The sequence below is a fragment of the Methylomonas sp. MK1 genome (assembly GCF_000365425.1).
Classification (GTDB): domain Bacteria; phylum Pseudomonadota; class Gammaproteobacteria; order Methylococcales; family Methylomonadaceae; genus Methylomonas.
The window spans coordinates 1,574,323-1,590,126 of the sequence record NZ_AQOV01000001.1; the positions used below are offsets into that span (position 1 = coordinate 1,574,323).

Genomic DNA, 15,804 nt, shown 5'->3' on the forward strand with positions numbered 1-15,804 from the left:
TTTGCCTAACCTCAATCGGAATCAACCGGTTCAAAGCTTGCTTGAATCCGCTGATAACTTAAGCTTTACGACGAACGCCCAAAAAACCTAACAATGCGGAACCGAACAACCAGACTGCGCCTGGGACTGGCACAGGAGCAGCGGTGACAGTGAAGTTAGTGGTATTTGGAACTTGCGCGGCGAAAGTGCCATCGCCCAGGTTAGTCCAATTCGCGTTAGTGTTCACCAAAGTCTTGTATTCTGCGAAAGTGGTTTTTCCACTACGTACCCCGCTATACTCGGCATAGTCGGTGCTGCTGTTCAATTGGACTGCGCTAGTACCTACCGCCAAACCAGTATTTGTCAAAGTACCGTTACTGCCAAACCCTCCATTAGAAACTGCAGCCAAGAATGTCGTTGGTGCATTCGCAGTTGAGCCTAATAGGGCATAAATCGTTTCGTTAGTGGCGTTCATACCATTGTCGCCGGACGCACCGAACAAAGAACCCGCCGATACTGAGCGCGATAGTTGATCATATTTGCTGAAACGCACGACAGTTCCGGCAGCAATAGTCGAAGCGCCACTGTTCCAGGACATAATACCTTCGCCGGTATTGAAAGCACCGCCCGCACCAATCGCGCTGCCGTTCCACTCATTGTCGTTGAAGTGAATCACGGTGTTGGCACCAAGATCAACGAAAGTCACGAATGAAAAACCATCTTCATCAGCGTTAAAGGAAGTAAATGCGATGTCGCCAGTTGATAAAGCAGCATGGGCATTAACGCCAGCCGCCATCAGCACTGCCGCAGATAAAATTTTGCGTAACATGAGATTCTCCAGTTTTTGAGTGCTCGCTTGCCTAACAAAGGCAAGTCGACTAGTCATTCAGAAATACAAAAAAGGCCCGGCAAATGCCGAGCCCTCATTAAAATTGGAGGCGTTCCTGCCTCCCTAAGCAATTAAGCTTTGCGGCGGCGCAGGCCAACGAAGCCAGCCAATGCTGAACCGAACAACCAAACCGCGCCTGGGACTGGCACAGCGGCTGGAGTAGCAGTGATCATCATGGTACGGTCAACGCCACTGTTAGGATGCTGGATGTTGACGTAAGCAACGTTTGCGTTGAATTTATCGAAGTACAAGCCGGTGAACTCGGAACCTACAGTGCCGTTAGAAGCCCAACGAGCCAGACCTTCGCCTGCGTCCAACAAATCACCGTCTTTATTGATGTCTTTGGCAAACCAAATATCGTCGTCGATAGCACCATCGCGGTCTTCGATGATGTACATATTGCCTTCGGCATCGATTGCCAAGTTATCGGCATTTCTCAAGCCGCCACCCACCGCCAAACCGGTTGCCAAATCAATGGTGTTGGAATCGGCAAACAGGCTAACGGTGTTTGTAGCTACGTTGAAGTTATAAATGCGGCTACGGCCATCTGTAGTATTGGCGTTGGTGTCAGAATCTGTAGTAGCAAAATAAATCAACTGATTGCCGCCCAAATTTTGAACTTCCAAATCTTCCGGACGGTTGTAGCCGGTAGCACTCACTGCTGTAGCTGAAGCGCGGCCATCGATATTTCCGTCTTTAGCCAGAACAGAAACACCAGTTAACGCGCCACCGCTAGCGTTTGTGATAGCTTCCCAAGTAAAACCACCAGTAATAGCTGGACCGTTGTTACCTTCGAACTGGCTACCAGCGCCCACTTTCATGGCGAAAGTTTGACCTGCGGCGAAAAAGTCGTCACCGGTTGTGGCTAATGGATTTGCTGACACATATTTGAAAATCGAACCGCCGTTCAACTCATCGATAAAATACATGCTGTTGTTGCTGTCGAAAGCCAGACCTTCGTGAGAAACGTGCGGAACAACAGTGCGTTGAATGAAGTTACCGCCATTGGCTGTTGCAGTCGTAGCGTTGGTCACTTCGAACAAACGACCTTTGCTGCTGTTTGCGCCCCAAGATTCTTCGGCAGTTAAATAACTACCCCAAGGTGTCCAGCGTGACGCATCACCTGATACAAAGCCTTGAGTACCTGGTGCAACGATAGTAGTAGTGCGAGTATTGTAGTTGCTGTCTTGCAAATCGATACGTTGTACGCCACCGGTGCCAGTTTCAAACGGCATGAACAAATAACGACCCGCGTTAGCGCCGGTTTCGTTAGCAGTGATCATGTCCCAGTTGCCTGAATTTGAGCCAGGTACCAAGGTGTTTTGCGTGGCACGATCAGCGATGGTGACTTGAGTAAAACCTGGGTTTGACAAAGTAATTGGGGTTGCTTCGTTAGCGGTCGGACCAGCCGAGCTTGTCAGCGGAGTAAAATTATCAAACCAAGTGTCTGCCGCTTGAGCGGTCAAAGGCGAAACAACAGAGGCTACTGCCGCTGCGATCAGAGTTAATTTAAAAGCTTTCATAAAATAAACATTCCTAAAGCAAAGTCGGTTAATTGTTTTTGGTCTTCCGCAAAAATCTGCCTCACAGAATTTGCAGAAAGAATGTTAACCAGCGCTCAAGAAATTAAAGTTGCAGTTCTGTTAAGTTTTCGTGACATGTAATACGCCTCTAGAACCCAGCTTGCCGCGACTAAAATCAACTTATCTACTCTCACTTGCAGCCCCCTGCCTTCAACCTAGCAAATATCCAATCCCCAACGATACCTGTCGACAAAAGCCATGCACATCAGGGACTCAGCATGGCAATTAGGCAACAAGACGCTCGATAGCGGATATTTGCAGTCCTGTCTCTACCAAAAGTTTGGCGTAACAAAACCAGTACTGATTCTTGAGCTTTACAGTAATACGGTAGCGGTCGAAAACTTGGCGTGAAGTCACAGAAGATTATCGCCATATCGATGTCAGGCGCTGGCAACGTGATGGCTTGTTGCGCCCTGGTAATTTGATCAACTGGCAATGGTTGCGCGACGGCGAAAAAGTTGCTTCGATTGGCGCCAGAGTCGAAATTGAGCGGCTATGCACTGGCGCACCTATCACCGTTTACTGAGCAAACAGCTCAATTACGCTAACGACGCCTGGCGAGATTCTGTCTTGATGCTTAAACGGATGGATGCTCGCTTTGCTGAATTAGAAAAGTGGTTCGACTGACACTCCTGAATTGAAGCTTAGCAGCCAGGAAATTCGACTTCCTAATAGCCGCTTTACCAGATAAGCTTGCTAGCGATTACAGATAATTTTTTGAGCCACTATAAACAATTACTTGATTTGACTACTATTACGGCATGCTATTAAAGATAGCAAAACAGCCTGTTACAGATAATTGCCACCATGCCTGCATTTAATCATCATGATTTAACCTTGCTCAATCCGGCTTTCGATTCGCCGCTGGTGGATGTGTTGACCGAGCTAGAATATTTGCGGCGTTTGCAATTGGGCGGCACCACGCCGCCGCAGGTGTTTTTTCAATTGAAAACGATTTTCCACATGCTGGAGAGTTTGGGGTCGGCGCGGATCGAGGGCAATCATACAACCTTGACCGATTCGCGCTGGATGTCGTTGACTTTTATTTAAAAACAATAGGACTAGAAGGTATCAGATTCGATGGCGATACTATAGTTTTCGAGTTCGATACTAAAGAAAGCTCGGATCGTTACAGTGACATATTGTTACATGTCGCAGCGGTCCTCTACTGCTACAACGCACGGACATTCCTTGATACCGCCCCATCAGATCAAACAATCCACTAGACCAGCAGCCGGGAAACCCCCGGCTTTTTTGTGACCAGCGTTTTATTTCCGCGCATAACTTCCTGGCTGTTTTCTATCTACTCCTAGACTTGGTTCGTCAGGCAAAGAGCAATTGCTACACACTTAATGGCCGATAGCGCTATCTTGGGTTATCGGCTTTTTTTGTGGCTGGCTGGTGGCGTCGATCCCTTGTGATCAACCATGCAATCTGTCAGGATTGTAAAAGTAGGCTGGGTTGAATGATAATGAAACCCAAATTCGAAGGTTATAAATTTTGTCGTTCGAATAAGATTTTAATGCGAAAAAAATCTCGGTTATTTCAAAGCGTTTGCTGGGTTCCGCGTTGCACTACCTAGCCTAAGGCCCCGATAAGAAGAAGGCGCGCAAATAATCTAAGCTGATGACCTAAAAACACAGAAATCAAGAAGATATACGATGGTTTTAGGATCGAAACTCACCTTAAACTCCAAATGGACTCAAACCACCGAGGAGGAGTTATGCAAGTCGATAATGCACAATCTGTTTTAGACTCAGCGGGACAGTATGAAATTGCAGTGTACAGCTTTGTTTACTCAGTTAACAATACGGCAATCGCGCAACGAGGCATTCAGGCGCCCAAAGGGCTCACTACCTGGGGGATGTCCGGCTGTTACGGCGTAGCGGTATTTGGAGGGCAAGCCAATAACGCGCAAGTCGATTTTCTCGCGATGTTCCATTCCTCTGGTGGGCTTGGCCTCGATCGCCTTAATGAATTTCTCACACATCTCGAAAGGCAATTGCCACAACCGGGGGGGAATTTCCAGTGGGTCCTTGTGATATCCCAAGGAAACGAACAAGGTCAAAATTACAATTGGACGGCATTAGCCACAGATGCCCCTAACTGTCAATTATTCAACACCCTACCAGCCCAAGTTAACATGATGAATGGCCCAGCCCCGGGTGGTTCTCACAATGCGTTTGCCGTTGATTTTGGCGGACACTGGGGCGCGCTGGGGGGCAATATAGTCAACGCCCCACAATGGGCCGTTGCGCCACGCAACAACGGATCGGTTAGTGTCGCCCATCCTAGGGGGCAACGGGGATGCTGCTACATATCCTCGGCGTGTTGTCAGTACTTGGGTTTACCTGACAATTGTGATGTACTTGAGACACTTCGAAAGTATCGTGACAATGTCCTTATCTTGACTGACGAAGGAAAACGCGACATAGAAGCGTACTACCAGCAAGCCCCCACAATCGTCAGACGGCTAGAAAGTCTTGCGAATTGCGAACAGGTCTACTCGGTAATTTACAGGAACTATTTGGTTCCTGCTGTTCAACTCATTCAGGCTGGGAAAAATGACGAAGCGCATTGCATCTACAGAACGCTCGTTTCAGACTTAACTCGATATCTGGACATGAGTGAATGCCCTGACTGGATGGATGCGACGCTGGCATTCGGTGATGACCTTGCGCGAGCAACCCATAACGGCTTCACTCTGCCGATAGGTTTTTTGTCCACATGAGGCTGAATACACAAGATCAGGCCGCAGGGCGCGGTTAACAACGTGCACCGCGATGGCAATCCGCTCGTCGCTACCTGCGAAAACCCCCAGCAGATTGGCTCCGGCTCAGCCGAACCAACATTTCAGCCTAATTAAATGTTTATGGGCTTTATCCTGGTGGATGCCTGCATCATTGACGGGGTAAACAATGCGTTTTTTGACTATGAAGGCATTGTGATTGTGCCAATGCAGGACAAATAGCGCATCGCAAAGCTAATAATTATATGAATTTGCGCATCTAGTTACGCAGAATCGACTTTTTCACATTGCTAAAATTAACTTATAAGTTAATATATGAAACTGAAGGTGATCCACAGCGCGCGCTATAAAATTGCAGCCGTTATGAACGGGGACTCGTGCGATTTGGAAGCATTTTTCAACGAACTTTCGGCAAAATACAACGCCAGCGCGACTGGCTTATTTACGCTAATCGATCGTATTGCCAAAGAAGGACTGGACGGTCTATCTAGCCAGCTTTGGCATATGGTGGACAATAACGAAAAAATATTTGAATTGATAAAAGGCGACTTAAGGTTGCTATTTTTTAAAGGTAATGGCGATGTCTTGATAATTGCTTCACATGGCTTTATCAAGAAATCACAGAAAACACCTGATAAAGAAAAGACCAAGGCAATTCGACATAAAAAACAATACCAGACAGCCCACGATCAGGGATCTATAAGACTGGTAGAAGAATCGGAGGAAAACTGATGGCGATTAAGTCTTTCAAACAATTACTGGCGGATGCCAAACAAACCGATGCATTTTGGTTTGAAAAGGCAAAACTCGATTTTTCCGTTGCGTTTAACAAAATGTTTGCGCGTAGTGGTATGACACAAGTTGAGCTAGCTAAAAAATTGAATACCAGCCCCGCTTATATCAACAAGGTTTTTAAAGCGGATGCCAACTTTACTATCGAAACCATGACTAAACTGGCTCGCTCAGTTGATGGAAATCTACAAATTTTCATTATCCCGCAACATCCCGCAGCCAGTCAGCTACAACTAACTGCCAAAGCAAGCAGGCAGCCGCAAATTTATAATGGCAAGGCAGGACACCCCCAAAATCAACCGTCAGGTATCTCTTCAATACCCAGCACTGTGACAGCTGCTGCATGTTAATGACGCGAGAACGATCATGAGCAACCGCTATTTGCACTCACTATGGTGCGACGATATTCGATTAGAAGTGGGTAATAAACCCTCTTTTATGGGGTCTTATTTGGGCGGTGTCACCATACCATTTACTCCGTTTATTTTCCCGAAATTATGCTGCTACATTTGGGCATCTACCCCTATTGATAATCCTTTTAAAAAAGTTGAAGTACAGGTAACCCGTGATGACGGTACGCTGCTAACACAAATGGTTTTGGATAATCCGGAAGAAATGATCGCGACAATTGAAGCAACCGAGGATGCAAAGTCGTTATTTTTAATGTTTGGCCTGACTATTGCCCCGGCAGAAATACCCGAAGGCTGTAAATACCTTGTCGTCACCATGAAAACTGAAGCCGAAACCCTGGAAGGACCAAAACTAAGAATAACCATTGCGCCTCCTGCACTCTAAATCTTAAAAACTTCGAACACAAACCCGCTTCGGCGGGTTTTTTATGCGTGTCACCCAACAGATTTCGAGCGGATTTAAGTGCTTGGTTGGCTTCAAATAACCCGGAACATCACAGATTTACCTCCGCGACTTTGGGCTACACTTTGATTTTTTGCCGGAGCCACTTTTAATGCTCGCACCAAAGCCACGCACACCGCCGCCGCCTCGACCAGGCTGGAATTACGATACCTACTTCCTGGCGCAGTTGGCTAAGGCCAAGGAACAAAAGCGGTAGCAGTTGTTGGGTGAGGTTTCGTTCCTCATCACCGGCCAAATCGGAACCAGGAGTTCCGATTTGCAAGCTCATCGACACCGCTCGTTCCCCAATTTACTGGGCTTGAGTAGTTATCGCTAGATAACCGGAATTCCGGTTATTGCCCTGATTTCAAATCAGGCCTTGATAGGAGTCGTACAATTTAACGGTTCCTATATTAATGTCGCAAGCGATACAAGTTATTGAAATATAACTCCCTAAACATTAGTGAGTCCAGCAGACGGCTATTGCCCTGATTTCAAGTGACGTCGGTATTGCCGACATCATGTAGATGCCAGCAAATTTGCGTTCATCGGATTTAGGCTTGGTATTGCCGACTCCAAGGCTCTGCATAGTACGCAGCCCCCTGGTTCAGTAATGCAAAATTGCGTTACCTTTATTTTCAATACACTAGATAGTGTCGTCACAAAATCATGAGATAATTGCTCTATCTCAATAATTTTGAAGGAAAAAGATGGTGGAACCAGCATATCGCCGACACGATATATCGGATCGAGTCTGGCAAATATTGGAACCCCGCTTGCCTGGGCGCGAAGGTGCCTGGGGCGGTAAAGCCCGTGATAACCGCTTGTTTATCAATGCCGTTTTCTGGATTTTGCGCACCGGTGCGCCGTGGCGCGACTTGCCGCCCGACTATGGCGATTGGAAGAACACTCATCGCCGATTTTGCCGCTGGCGAGATAAAGGCATTTGGGAATCGCTGCTGGAACAATTGGTGACTGAACCCGATTATGAATGGCTGATGATCGATGCCAGTCACATCAAGGTTCACCCGCATGCCGCGGGGGCAAAAGGCGGCAACCAAGACATGGGGGTCACAAAAGGGGGCTCAATAGTAAGATACATCTGGCCGTGGATGCGCATGGTATGCCGGTCAGAATACTTGTTACAGCAGGTACCACTGCGGATTGTTCACAGGCTCCAACCTTGATCGATGGCCTGGATGCTCAGCATCTGTTGGCGGACAAAGGTTACGACAGCGATGCTATCGTCGCCCAAGCCGAAGCGGGCAATATGGCGGTTGTGATACCGCCGCGTCGAAATCGCAAACAACTTCGCGAATACGACCGGGAGCTTTACAGACTTCGGCACTTGGTGGAAAACGCTTTCTTACACCTTAAACGCTGGCGAGGCATCGCTACCCGCTACGCTAAAAACACAGCATCATTCTTGGCCGCCGTACAAATCCGCTGTATCGCTCTTTGGGTGGCTATCTTATGACGACACTATCTAGGAACGGGGCGAGCACTGTGCGGACCATTCCAATTTGAAGGCAGGTCGATTCGCGTCATTACCGATGAAAATTGAGATACTTGGTTTGTGGCGTCAGACATTTGCGAGGCTTTGGCGCTTCCAGAAACACATAAAGCAGTGTGCCGGCTAGATGACGATGAAAAGGGTACGAACAATATTCGTACCCCTTCTCAGAACGCAATAACTGGCATTCCGGTTATTTGGGCAAAACAAGAGCTTAAGGAATGTCGCAGAAAAACGCGGTATCGATTGAAATAACCCTAGATTGAATCTAGGCCTATTCAGCAAATCACACCAATCCGCCAAATCGGCGGTTTGACTTACATAAAAAACCGGCAAAGCCCACCGTATAGGGCTTGCCGGTCTATGCGTCCTTGCAATTTTCATGAGCTGACAAGATGCCGGCCTGATCATTTGGGAGAACGGGCCGGCTGCGCGCTAAGCTCGCCAACCTAACGCAAGGCCAGTATATCGGCTCGGCTTGGCTGGATCGGTGGCGCTTTCCGGGATTGAACCATCCCCCAATGGGGGATTGGGATTGGAGATTACCGGCAACGGCGGGAATTATCCCTGCGTCGTTTTGGTAGTGGGCGATTACCACTAATTACAACCTGTTTCTATTTCGCGTGGTGACTCTATGGTGACTCAAAATAAAAAAGGCCTAGGTGAAAAACACCTAAGCCATTTGATAAATATGGAGCTGGCGATGGGACTCGAACCCGCGACCGGCTGATTACAAATCAGCTGCTCTACCAACTGAGCTACACCAGCAAATTATTCGCACATTATACCTGTTATTTCGAACATTTCCAGCACTAAGTTCACTTAGCTCGTCGAATTGCAGTCACCCCCCTTGAATACTGCTCAACATACTGCCGATGTAATTGAGCGTTTCATGCAGAAAAACAATTAGTTCATCAAGTTTATCCTGCACAAACACCAGAAAATGACTGTGGTTGAAGTTTTGATCTTGGTAAAAACTCAAACCGTTGTTAATGGTATTAGCCCCCATCAACAACATGATGAATGCCGCGGCCTTCAACATTAAACCGCGTAGTTTCACACTCATTTTGCCGAAGGCGACGCTGATAAACAGCATCATCGGTAAAGTCCCAGCGCCAAATGCCAACATCAACGCCCCACCCTCAAGCAACGTAGCAGCAGTGGTGGCTTTTACAGCCATGGCAAACGTCAGCATGCATGGCATCAAACCATTCAATAGGCCAGCGATAACTGAACCTAGCAATGGTCCTTTTTGATTAGCCGCAGCATAACCTTTGCGCAACACTTGCATGGGAATCAAACGTATCGAACCTTGCCAGGGTATCCAGCCCAGTACGCCCAGCGCCAACACAATCACGACCGCGCCCATCAACATTTGTAGGATACTCTGGATCTTGCCGAACAAGCCGCTGGATACCAGCACCACGCCCAAAGAAGCAGCTAATACGCCGATCAAGGTATACACGGAAATTCGCGCGGCTTGATAAGCTATATAAGGTAGATAACTGCGGCTTTTCCCGGCCCGCATGAAATAACCGGATACTAGCGCCCCACACATCCCCAAGCAGTGCCCGCTGCCCAAGAATCCGGCAACGAACGCCAGGGAGTAATCGAATCCCGTGGCCGCAGCCATTTCGGTCATGCCGTGCATGGCATGATCCATACCTTCCATATTGTGTTCCATTTATTTGTTCAATCGAAGTGAGTTGACGATGACCGACACAGAACTCAAGGCCATCGCCGCGGAGGCGATCATCGGATTAAGCTTGCCCAGCGCCGCCACCGGAATGGCTATAGTGTTGTAACCAAACGCCCAAAATAGATTTTGTTTGATGACGCGGATGGTAAATGAGCTAAGTTCGATGGTATCGGTGACCTTACCGATATCGCCTTGCACCAGGGTCAGATCGGCTGATTCGATGGCAATATCGGTACCGCTGCCGACTGCAAAACCAACATTGGCAGCGGCCAGCGCCGGCGCATCATTGATGCCGTCGCCGATCATGCCGACATTGTGTCCTTCGTCCTGCAACTGGCGAATAATTTGCAACTTTTGCTCGGGCTTGGCGTTGGCGACCACATCGGCTATCCCGACTTTTTCCGCAATATAATGAGCGGTCCTTTCGGTGTCGCCGGTCACCATCATGGTTTTGATGCCCAGTTCATGCAGACGCGCTATAGCTGCCGCAGCTTCCGGACGCGGATTGTCGGCGATTGCAAAAACCGCAGCCTCCTTGCCGTTGATCGCCATGTACACCGGGGTTTGCCCTTGATCGGCAAAATTGTCGGCCTGCTCCACTAAGCGGCTTACATCAACTTGCTGATTCTCCAGCCACCCCCGATTTCCCAGCAGCAATTTGTAACCGTCCACCTCGGCGCGAATGCCGTGGCCGGTTTCGCTGTAAAAATAAGCGCAATCCTGCAACTCGACACCCGCGTCGCGGGCGAATGCCACCACGGCTTTGCCGAGAAAATGTTCGGAATTGTTCTCGGCGGATGCCGCCAACATCACTAGTTTATTCTCGGCCAGACGGGATAATTTGTAGACCTTGCTCACCCTGGGCTTACCCTCGGTGATGGTGCCGGTCTTATCGAAGACGATAGCATTCAGTTTACTGGCAATCTCCAGGCTTTCGCCGTTGCGGATATACACGCCCTGCTTGGCGGCTTGGCCGGTGCCGACCATGATTGCCGCCGGTGTCGCCAGTCCAAGCGCGCAGGGACAAGCGATCAACAAAACCGTGATGGCATTGCCGAAAGCAAACGCGAACGGCGCGCCGGCCAGCAGCCAACCCACCAGCGTCGCGCCGGAAATAGCCATCACCGCCGGCACGAATACCGCCGAAATTTTATCGACCTGTTTTTGAATCGGCAGTTTGGCGGCCTGGGCTTGATCGACCATATGCACGATACCCGCCAGCACGGTATCCATACCTATCGCTGTAGCCTTGATATGCAACACGCCGTTGCCGTTGACACAACCGCCAATTACCGCATGACCGACGCTCTTCACCACCGGCATACTCTCCCCGGTGATCATCGCTTCATCGACCGTGGAAAGACCAGCGATCACCACGCCGTCGGTTGGGATTTTTTCACCGGGCCTGACCAGCATCACATCTTCGATCTTGATGTCGTCAACATCGACAATACGTTCGCTACCGTCATCCAGCAACAATGTCGCGGTTTGCGGTTGCAGATCGACCAATTTACGGATCGCTTCGCCGGCCTTGCCTCTGGCCCGTTCTTCCATATAGCGGCCCAGCAGTACAAAAGTGATAATCGCCGCCGCCGCTTCGAAATAGACATGGCCGCGCCGCCGGAACAGCGACGGAATGCTGTAGCCGTAAGCAGAGCCCACGCCCAGCGCTATCAAGCTATCCATATTGGCCGCGCGCTGCTTAGCCAGCCGATACGCCTTGCTGAAAAACTGGCTGCCGGTGCCAAATACCACCTGCGTGGTCAGCGCAAACTGCAACCAATGCATCCAGGAGCGGCCGCCCATCGTCATGGCAATCGTCACCACCGGAGTGGTTAACAGCCCTGCCCATACAAATCGACGCCGGGCTACGTCAATTCGTTGCAACTCCTTTTCGATAAGCTTCTTCCGCTGCGAGAGCGTATCAATGGGCATCGCGCTATAACCCAGTTTTTCGATTTTATCGATCACCTCTGCCTTGCTGATCTGGCCCTGCACCGTAACGGTTTCGGTGGCAAAATTGACGCCGGCTTTTTTAACCCGTTCATCGCGGTTTAACACCATTTCGATCAATAGGGCGCAGGACGCGCAACTCATGCCTTGCACGGCTAAATCAACTTCTTGCAGGGGCCCATCGAATGCTTTTTTCTTGTCTTTTTTTAACTCAGTCTGCTTTAACGCGATATTACCCAACACTGCGTCCAACATGATCAGCAAGTTTTTTGCCGGTAAACGATTGGAATCGAATTCAATCACCACTGAACCGATTTCAAATACCGAGCGCACACTTTTAATTTCCGGGCGCTTTTTCAGCAGTATTTCCAGGATATAACTGCGTTCAGGGTCGTTAAGTAACACCGGCGTAATGATCCGCATCCGATTTTTTAGCTGATGTCGAACGGAAAAATGCACGTAATTTAGAGTATCGGTTTCCATGGGCGACTGAGGATTTGATGGGCTAGCGAGCCAATCCTATGGAAATCATAGGATTGGCGTTGACAATCTCTACTTGGGCCGGCGCGAACGCACTAATAAGAAAAACATATAAAACACCGCCATCCACTCGTAACGATGCACGATGGGTTTGACCAACCACTCCTGCGTGATGCGGGTCCAGTGAGTTTTTATCAAATACAAGACCAGCACATCGTTCAAAAAATCTATCGTGGCTTTTTCGGGATCTTTAAACAGAGCTTTCGGGCCTTTGGTACTGACCTTACCGATAATTTTGGCCGCCTGTACCGTTTCCTTGCCGGCTTGATATTTATCATTGAACCACCCGCCAATCCGGGTACCTTTCAATCGCTTTTTGATGCCGAGAACAGACTTTTTAGCCTTCTCCGCTAACGGTTTACTGTCGAAATAACCTTGCTGCTCCAATTCGGCAAGGATTTGAAACAACTTTGCCGCCAAACTGGTAAAGCCACAGATAGCCTCATCGTATCTGATAGATAATTTGCCCTGCCCGCGATACAGGCTAACGGATTGGACGCCGCTTATCGCACCAAGCTTGGTGCTTATCAATGTTGCCACCGTCGGTTGACAAGCTTGCGTGGGCACCTGAAAACGCACATGACCGTCATGGCGGTAACGTAGTACAAATTCTTTTTGGATAGCCATAGTCAACAGGGAAAAGTAAAACGGGCGGCCCTGCTTTAGCAGCGACCACCCGTTTCAAGTTACAGCCAAATGTCCAAGAATCGAACGGGGTTAATTGCCTTCTTTCGCTTCGGCAACGATGTCTTCGAGATTTTCTTTTTGATGCAACACAAAATCCTTGCCGGCATCAATAGTTTTTGTGGCGCTGGAAATAATTTCCTTTCTGTATTTGTAAACAAAATAGCCCGCCACCATGCCTGCACCGAACACCAATAGAGGGTGCTTCGCTAATTTAGTCATCAATTTTCCTCCAGTGTTTACAGTTGCAGTGGCTAGTGTACCAGCCACCACCTGCTTAGTCATGGATGAATCGTTCGAGCTCTTCTTTGAATTGTGAACATGGGCCATATGCGTCCTCGCTACAGTTTAAGACTGGGGCTGGTTTGAATCGTCGGCGTCTTCAGGTAAAACCTGTGCTTCATGCAACATTTGATAAATCCCCTTGCAGCCCTCGCAGCAAAAGCGCTTGTCGCCTTGCAGGGTTTTTAATCTAAACCCTTCCACTTCAACGGCTAACCCGCAAAGATCGCAGCTTTTCTTATTATCATCCATTGTTACACGAACTCACTTATTACCTGTGCACATTGCAGGATTATAGCGCCTAAATAAACCTGGTAAACACCAGGCGCAAAAACAAAACAAGCACCGCCAAGACCCGTAAAAATAGGAAATTATCGATAGCCCTAACGCTTACCAAGCCAGTAACAGGTAGATACATCTGTGCGGTCATCGTTTGCCGTGTGCGGCTCGGCTAGATGCCTTCATCAATGCAATTCTCAGGGCGCCAGTCAAACTTGCGCTCAAACCAAGACGCATCGCCAAGGCAGGTACCAATATCATTGACGCCACCGCCAAACCTGCCCCCAGCACCAAGCCGGCAGTATTGATTTGCTGTGCCACGACTTCTTGATTTACAACAATTAATTCTTGAGCCATTAACATACCTCACGCAGAAAAAATTAAAAATCCACCGGAGGTAAACAGCATAAAAGATGCCAAAATATAATCATTTGATTATATTGACTAAAAGTAAAAACGTATTAAAAAACTATCAAAAACAAGGGAAATGCCTCGTTATTTTTAAGTTATTTAACATAGTTTTTTGTAAAGAGCATTCAAAAAAATCCCCAGCCTTGTATCTAAATGCGATACAAAAACCGGGGACTATTGATTGTCTAGCGCTCGCAACGAGCAAAAATCAACGTATCACACTACTCCTGATCAAGACCAAACGCTTTGTGCAGTGCGCGCACTGCCAGCTCCAGGTACTTCTCGTCAACCACCACGGAAATCTTGATTTCGGATGTCGAGATCATCTGGATATTGATACCTTCGTCGGCCAATACTTTGAACATGGTGCTGGCGATGCCCGCGTGCGAACGCATACCGACGCCGACAATCGACACTTTGACGATACTGTTATCGCCAATGATGGTCGTGTTACCGCCCAAGTCGGCGCGCAAACCTTCCAACACTTTCTGCGCGCGGGCAAAGTCGTTGCGATTCACCGTAAAGGTGAAATCGGTCGTGCCATTCGCGGAAATGTTCTGCACGATCATGTCCACCTCGATATTCTCGGCGGCGATCGGTCCCAGGATTTTCGACGCCACGCCCGGCAGATCAGGCACGCCGGTCAAGGTCAGCTTGGCCTCGTCCCGGTTAAACGCGATGCCTGAAATTAACGCTCTTTCCATTTCTGATTCCTCGTAGGTAATAAGGGTGCCGTTGCCTTCCAAAAACGAAGACAACACGCGCAATTTGACATTGTATTTGCCGGCGAACTCGACCGAACGGATTTGTAAGACTTTGGAGCCCAAGCTGGCCATTTCCAGCATTTCTTCAAAAGTTATGCTATCCAGGCGGCGGGCTTTCGGTACCACGCGCGGATCGGTGGTATACACGCCGTCCACGTCGGTGTAGATATGGCACTCGTCGGCTTTCAAAGCCGCCGCCAACGCCACACCCGTGGTATCCGAGCCGCCGCGTCCCAAGGTCGTAATATTGCCGTGCTCGTCCACGCCCTGGAATCCGGCCACCACCACCACCCGACCGGCATCGAGATCAGCACGCATATTGGCTTCGTCGATCTCCCGTATCCGCGCCTTGGTATGCGCGCTATCGGTGAGAATCCGCACTTGCGCGCCGGTATAAGAGCGCGCCTCGCAACCGAGCTGATGCAAGGCCATCGACAGCAAAGCGATGGTGACTTGCTCGCCGGTGGACAACAACACGTCCAACTCCCGGTCGGTCGGCTGCGGCTGCAACTCTTTTGCCAAGGCCACGAGGCGATTGGTCTCCCCGCTCATCGCGGACACCACCACCACAATCTGATCGCCCGCATCGCGGGCTTTTTTCACTTTCTCGGCGACCGCCTTGATACGTTCCACCGTACCAACGGACGTGCCGCCAAATTTATAGACGTACAATGCCATGTTTTTATTGACCTTTTGGCTTTTTATTACTCCCTCGCCGTACCGGAGAGGGTTGGAGTGAAGAGAATCACCAGCGATCTCATCTTTTAGATTTGTACTTACTAAGCGATTTTTTGCTTGATACCGCCAAGATGACGAGCAATTTTAACGCGAGATA

Annotated in this window: 15 protein-coding genes, 1 tRNA gene and 1 pseudogene; 7 read left to right on the forward strand and 10 right to left on the reverse strand. The window is 49.0% G+C overall.

Annotation, left to right across the window (positions count from 1 at the left end):
• Nucleotides 1–58: 58 nt before the first annotated feature.
• Both G006_RS0107255 and G006_RS0107260 read right to left on the reverse strand, forming a co-directional pair.
• Nucleotides 59–808 (reverse strand): PEP-CTERM sorting domain-containing protein, encoded by a 750-nt coding sequence (locus G006_RS0107255; RefSeq protein WP_020482517.1) that lies wholly within the window; start codon nt 806–808, stop codon nt 59–61.
• A 131-nt stretch (nt 809–939) separates the two neighbouring features.
• Nucleotides 940–2,391, reverse strand: coding sequence for an alkaline phosphatase PhoX (locus G006_RS0107260; RefSeq protein ID WP_020482518.1), 1,452 nt, complete (start codon nt 2,389–2,391; stop codon nt 940–942).
• Between the two features lie 867 nt (nt 2,392–3,258).
• Here G006_RS0107260 and G006_RS0107270 point away from each other — a divergent pair.
• The 7 genes and pseudogenes from G006_RS0107270 to G006_RS29415 all read left to right on the forward strand — a co-directional run bounded on the left by G006_RS0107270 (nt 3,259) and on the right by G006_RS29415 (nt 8,321).
• Nucleotides 3,259–3,501 carry a hypothetical protein gene (locus G006_RS0107270; RefSeq protein ID WP_020482520.1) on the forward strand — a complete coding sequence of 81 codons (243 nt, stop codon included), beginning with the start codon at nt 3,259–3,261 and terminating at the stop codon, nt 3,499–3,501.
• Between the two features lie 673 nt (nt 3,502–4,174).
• Nucleotides 4,175–5,182, forward strand: a complete 1,008-nt coding sequence (locus G006_RS26975; RefSeq protein ID WP_020482521.1) for a CFI-box-CTERM domain-containing protein — start codon at nt 4,175–4,177, stop codon at nt 5,180–5,182.
• Nucleotides 5,183–5,515: 333 nt separating this feature from the next.
• Entirely contained in the window at nt 5,516–5,932 is a 417-nt protein-coding gene (locus tag G006_RS25135; RefSeq protein ID WP_020482523.1) for a type II toxin-antitoxin system RelE/ParE family toxin, read from the forward strand.
• Nucleotides 5,932–6,342, forward strand: coding sequence for a helix-turn-helix domain-containing protein (locus tag G006_RS25140; RefSeq protein WP_020482524.1), 411 nt, complete (start codon nt 5,932–5,934; stop codon nt 6,340–6,342). Before G006_RS25135 ends, G006_RS25140 begins: the two co-directional genes overlap by 1 nt.
• A gap of 16 nt (nt 6,343–6,358) precedes the next feature.
• Nucleotides 6,359–6,787: a hypothetical protein gene (locus G006_RS0107295; protein ID WP_020482525.1), complete on the forward strand. Its 429-nt coding sequence runs from the start codon at nt 6,359–6,361 to the stop codon at nt 6,785–6,787.
• Nucleotides 6,788–7,554: 767 nt separating this feature from the next.
• Nucleotides 7,555–7,809, forward strand: a pseudogene (locus G006_RS29410) (transposase); the annotation flags it as partial.
• A gap of 26 nt (nt 7,810–7,835) precedes the next feature.
• Nucleotides 7,836–8,321: an IS5 family transposase gene (locus G006_RS29415; RefSeq protein WP_327036672.1), complete on the forward strand. Its 486-nt coding sequence runs from the start codon at nt 7,836–7,838 to the stop codon at nt 8,319–8,321.
• A gap of 728 nt (nt 8,322–9,049) precedes the next feature.
• On the opposite strand, the gene G006_RS0107310 is transcribed toward G006_RS29415, so the two are convergent.
• From G006_RS0107310 to G006_RS0107350, 8 genes are all read right to left on the reverse strand, one after another.
• Nucleotides 9,050–9,125: transfer RNA gene (locus tag G006_RS0107310), tRNA-Thr, on the reverse strand.
• Between the two features lie 73 nt (nt 9,126–9,198).
• Nucleotides 9,199–10,041, reverse strand: coding sequence for a sulfite exporter TauE/SafE family protein (locus G006_RS0107315; RefSeq protein ID WP_235048840.1), 843 nt, complete (start codon nt 10,039–10,041; stop codon nt 9,199–9,201).
• Entirely contained in the window at nt 10,042–12,492 is a 2,451-nt protein-coding gene (locus G006_RS0107320; RefSeq protein ID WP_020482527.1) for a heavy metal translocating P-type ATPase, read from the reverse strand.
• 69 nt (nt 12,493–12,561) lie between these two features.
• Nucleotides 12,562–13,176, reverse strand: a complete 615-nt coding sequence (locus G006_RS0107325; RefSeq protein ID WP_020482528.1) for a hypothetical protein — start codon at nt 13,174–13,176, stop codon at nt 12,562–12,564.
• A gap of 90 nt (nt 13,177–13,266) precedes the next feature.
• The gene (locus G006_RS0107330) at nt 13,267–13,518 is read right to left on the reverse strand and encodes a hypothetical protein (RefSeq protein ID WP_225587427.1); all 252 of its coding nucleotides are present in this window, start codon (nt 13,516–13,518) and stop codon (nt 13,267–13,269) included.
• 63 nt (nt 13,519–13,581) lie between these two features.
• A complete protein-coding gene (locus tag G006_RS0107335) occupies nt 13,582–13,767 on the reverse strand; it encodes a heavy metal translocating P-type ATPase metal-binding domain-containing protein (RefSeq protein ID WP_020482530.1) in 186 nt (61 codons plus the stop codon).
• 174 nt (nt 13,768–13,941) lie between these two features.
• The gene (locus tag G006_RS0107345; protein WP_026601374.1) at nt 13,942–14,151 is read right to left on the reverse strand and encodes a hypothetical protein; all 210 of its coding nucleotides are present in this window, start codon (nt 14,149–14,151) and stop codon (nt 13,942–13,944) included.
• Nucleotides 14,152–14,426: 275 nt separating this feature from the next.
• Nucleotides 14,427–15,647: an aspartate kinase gene (locus G006_RS0107350; RefSeq protein ID WP_020482533.1), complete on the reverse strand. Its 1,221-nt coding sequence runs from the start codon at nt 15,645–15,647 to the stop codon at nt 14,427–14,429.
• Nucleotides 15,648–15,804: the final 157 nt, after the last annotated feature.